General features: G+C 35.2%; 2 protein-coding genes and 1 pseudogene. 1 reads left to right on the forward strand and 2 read right to left on the reverse strand.

Annotated features, from left to right (window positions below; translation table 11 throughout):
- Together J6D32_RS09875 and J6D32_RS09880 are read right to left on the reverse strand one after the other, a co-directional pair.
- Positions 1-1,166: 6-phospho-beta-glucosidase (locus tag J6D32_RS09875; protein WP_287467641.1), on the reverse strand; the 1,166-nt coding region annotated here is incomplete at its 3' end.
- A 290-nt stretch (positions 1,167-1,456) separates the two neighbouring features.
- Positions 1,457-2,647 (reverse strand): IS110 family RNA-guided transposase, encoded by a 1,191-nt coding sequence (locus J6D32_RS09880; protein ID WP_256656475.1) that lies wholly within the window; start codon positions 2,645-2,647, stop codon positions 1,457-1,459.
- 269 nt (positions 2,648-2,916) lie between these two features.
- On the opposite strand from J6D32_RS09880, the pseudogene J6D32_RS14085 reads away from it, so the two are divergent.
- Positions 2,917-3,215: pseudogene (locus J6D32_RS14085) on the forward strand (IS66 family transposase); the annotation flags it as partial.

Consider the following 3,215-nt stretch of genomic DNA (forward strand, 5'->3'; position numbering starts at 1 on the left):
CATTCTTCCATAGCCTTCATGACTTGTAGCCATCCTTTTTCAGCACTATTTAGTTTCCCCCACGCAACAGGCGATGCTCCCTTGGCTGTTAAATAACTCGTTACTTCAATGATACTATCAGCATCTAAATCAGGTAATGCTCCATTATTTTTTGTTGATACCACCATCGGAATATTTTTATTATTATAGATGGCATTAATACATTCGCAGGCAGCATCGCTATAATCTGTTCCTCCGCGTTGTGTGAGTTGTTCTGGCTTATAATTAAGAGTTGGATCTTTATATAATTCAAATAGTTCCGCTTCTGTCTTCTTAACTTGTTCTCCTCGTGTACCTATCCCATGATACTCTTCTAATCCATGCTTTAACATTTCATCTTGTAAATAATAATACCGATGATATCCACATGGAATGACTTTCATTTGTTCTAATTGTTCTCTCACAAAATCAACTTTAAAAATATTAGTAGGGGTTCCATCATCTTTAGTATACATGGCATCAATAATATCCTCTGTAATGTCTTTTCCTGTTTTATCAAATACTTTATGCCAGTGAAAATGATTTAAACCAGCAAATTGATAAATTAATTCTTCCCCATTTATCGAAAGCATTTCAGGTTCTTTCATCATCGAGTTCACGGGTACATTACATAAACCAATGCATTTTTCCCATTTTCCATATTTGATCACTGTTTCCGTAATCATCCCACTTGGATTTGTAAAATTAATTAACCAGGCATCTGGACATAACTCTTTCATATCCTCTACGATATCTAAAATAACCGGAACTGTTCGGAAGGCTTTCATCATTCCCCCAGCCCCATTCGTTTCCTGACCAAGCATGCCATAAGAAAATGGAATTCGCTCATCTTTAATGCGTGCATTTAATAATCCTACTCTAAATTGAGTTGTAACAAAATCTGCATCAATTAATGCTTCACGACGATCAAGAGTTAAATAAACTTTTACATCATACGGTGATGCATCCCACATTCTTTGTGCCATTTGTCCAACAATCTCTAATTTTTCTTTTCCCTCTTCTACGTCGACTAACCAAAACTCTTTAATCGGACACTCTTCATATCGTTTGATAAATCCTTCCATTAATTCAGGAGTATAGCTACTTCCTCCCCCAATTGTTACAATTTTAATGCCATCCCTTTTCACTTTCATCTACCTCCAAATGAACTTATAAGAATCTGTTAAGAAATTACCTTTACTAATCAGGAAACATAAAGGTGGCTCTCATGATCTTCAATTAAGATAAATATTCTTTTTCTACCTAGACCTAAAAAGATAGTTCCTCTAATTATAATCAACCTTAGAAATCAAACTTGCTAACATAAATCAATAGAATTTTAGAAAAAAATTAACTTTTTTTAATCGTTGAAAAAAAGCACGACGAAAAGACACTCTTAGAAGTGTCTTTTTGAAATTTATGGATAATGAGGATCAATTTAGTTTTGATAAACTTCCATCACTCGTGCATAATACATTCTTAAAAATTTATTTAATCCTGCTATTTTAACTAACTTTTTATTTTTTCCTTCAGCTTCTTTTTTGAGCATATATTCGTACACTGCGTTATCTTCTTTAGGTTTTGATGATTTTAGAGCCATCATCACTTCATAACCACATTTCCTTAAACTTTTGGATCCTCGCTTAGAGATATGCCGATTTGTTCCTTCAAATTGACCAGATTGATAAGGTGGCGCATCAATTCCTGCATAGGCAATTAAACTTTTTGAATCTTTAAATCGTCTCACATCTCCTATTTCAGCGATTAAACGGGGAGCTAATTTATCTCCTACACCTTTCATCTTTTTAACCACCTCATATTCAGGAAGTTCTTTAGCCAACTCATTCATTTGTGTTATAATGTCTATAGTTGCCTCTTCCGTCGAACGAAGGAGGGTGACACAGTGTTTAACCGAGAGGGCTGCAACCTGATTATTCGGTTCAAACGTGACGCACTCATGAGCCAGCTGATAGATACTCTGTGCGATCTGGGCACCTTTACGGTGTCCTTTTTTTGCGGCCAATTTAATAAATTTAGTTGAGAATTTTTTCTCGCTCATTTCTCGAACTAACGACGCACATGGATACAGTTCATAAAAATCCAATAATAGTGCCCAGTAATGACCTTTCAAAATCTTTTCAAGGCCTGGAAATGTACGTTCTATTAAATTAGATAACTGTACCTTTAGTTTAATTTTAGCTGCCAGAAATGAATTGTATTCTCGTGATAGAAATTGTAAGTCCAGATAAACTTGATCAGTTGTTGAATGTTCTTGTAATAGCCACCATTTCTCCGTTCCATATCGAGAAAGTTTCAAGGCATCTTTTCGATCGGTTTTCCCTTTTCGAATCTCTGCATCAAAATATTTTTTGATGAGTAAAGGATTCGCTACATGAACAAAATAGCCTTGTTTTTGAAGTTCATTTAATAAACCTAAGTGATAAATCCCTGTGGCCTCCATAATAAACTTGACTTGATCTTTAGGATAGTCTTTGATTAAATCCCATAGTTTCTCAAGTCCGTGTTTTGAATGTTCAATATCAAAAGGTGTTTGTAAGATTTCACCCATCACATTGATGATAGCCACGGTGCTTTTTCGTTTTGAGACATCAATTCCAATCGAAATCATTTAATCACCTTTCCTTTATATTCTTTTATGATAGGTTCCCATCTCTATTGATTCACCTCATTTTGGTTCGTTACACGGTAGCTTAGTACCAACTTGCTTAATCGAATGTTGAATGAATAGAGTGGGGTAACACTTTTTGTTCCGGATGTTAAAACCCTAAAAGCTCTCCGTTACCCCATCACCTCTTAATCATAAAAAATAAAACTCATAGAATCCACACACAAATACTGGTGTATTTCCTACGAGTTTTATAGTACCAAAAGCTTTATGGATCCTCAAGCGAGAAAACTAAAATTGATCCAAATCAACTCTCACTTTTTGAGGATCCTCATTTAGAAAACCACGAAACAAAGACTGAACCCACAGAAGAAATCACGTATCGTCGACGTAAGGCATCCGGTCGTAAAGCCGAGTTAACCAAAGATTTACCCGTTGAAGAAATTCACTGTGAGTTATATGGTGAAGATTGCCAATGTGAGTCTTGTGGTGAAAAGATGAAACCGATAGGAAAGAAAATTATTCGTGAAGAGGTTTGTTTTATCCCAGCCAAGTTATATAAAAAAGTGTA

Source organism: Turicibacter sp. (assembly GCF_017941855.1).
Lineage (GTDB): Bacteria > Bacillota_I > Bacilli_A > MOL361 > Turicibacteraceae > Turicibacter > Turicibacter sanguinis.

Coding starts and splice junctions, on each gene's coding strand:
- J6D32_RS09880 (WP_256656475.1), bottom strand. CDS start 2,647: ATGATTTCGATTGGAATTGATGTCTCAAAACGAAAAAGCACCGTGGCT.